The sequence below is a fragment of the Klebsiella sp. HN106 genome (genome assembly GCF_051209435.1).
Lineage (GTDB): Bacteria > Pseudomonadota > Gammaproteobacteria > Enterobacterales > Enterobacteriaceae > Klebsiella > Klebsiella oxytoca.
This window is the reverse complement of record NZ_JBLURD010000081.1, coordinates 1-693: the sequence shown is the minus strand read 5'-3', so window position 1 is coordinate 693 and position 693 is coordinate 1. Positions and strand designations below refer to the sequence as shown.

The window sequence follows — 693 nt, the reverse complement described above, 5'->3', positions numbered from 1 at the left end:
ACCAGCGTACGGCCCACAGAATGATGTCACGCTGAAAATGCCGGCCTTTGAATGGGTTCATGTGCAGCTCCATCAGCAAAAGGGGATGATAAGTTTATCACCACCGACTATTTGCAACAGTGCCGTCCAGCGGATATCAGCGCTGAAAGATGATGGCTGAGCGTGGAGGCAGGAATCTCAAGGTGCTTCTGCAGTTCGCCAACCGGCAGGCCTTCATGACCCGCCCTGACCAGCTCCCGGTATATGCTGAGACGTGTCGGGTGGCCCAGTTCTCGAAGTGCGTTTGCAGCAGTGTTTAAATCCATAATACCTCCTTTATCTATATTTCCAGAATAATAGAAATATAGCCTGCGTCAATCGTTTCTGCCGTGAGGGTACCGCTTTCCCAATCATGCTCTGTCCGCCAGGTTATGGGGGGCAGAGCCAGAGCACTACCGAAATCCTTGCGAATACCCGTGCAGGGAATAATTTCCGCCCCCTTTATGGCCGGAAAAAAAACTGATAAACGTCGCCTTTTCAGAAGGTTGCTTTCTTAACGTGGTTTTTCGCATGGTTGGACCTCAGACCCCAAAACCAGGGTTCTGAGCCAGTACCGGCGAGCCGGACAGGGCAGCTCATCAGCGCCCGGGATATGGCCATGCAGAAATTCGAAGAAGGGATGCGGTTAATCTCGGAAGCGTCGGAACTGTGCGG

At 52.5% G+C, this 693-nt stretch carries 1 protein-coding gene and 1 pseudogene; both read right to left on the bottom strand.

The window, feature by feature from the left end; translation table 11 throughout:
- Window positions 1–61, bottom strand: a 61-nt coding sequence (locus tag ACSIPU_RS30410; RefSeq protein ID WP_001549973.1) for a hypothetical protein, incomplete at its 3' end; no start/stop codon positions are given.
- A 64-nt stretch (window positions 62–125) separates the two neighbouring features.
- Window positions 126–305, bottom strand: a pseudogene (locus ACSIPU_RS30405) (ArsR/SmtB family transcription factor); the annotation flags it as partial.
- Window positions 306–693: the final 388 nt, after the last annotated feature.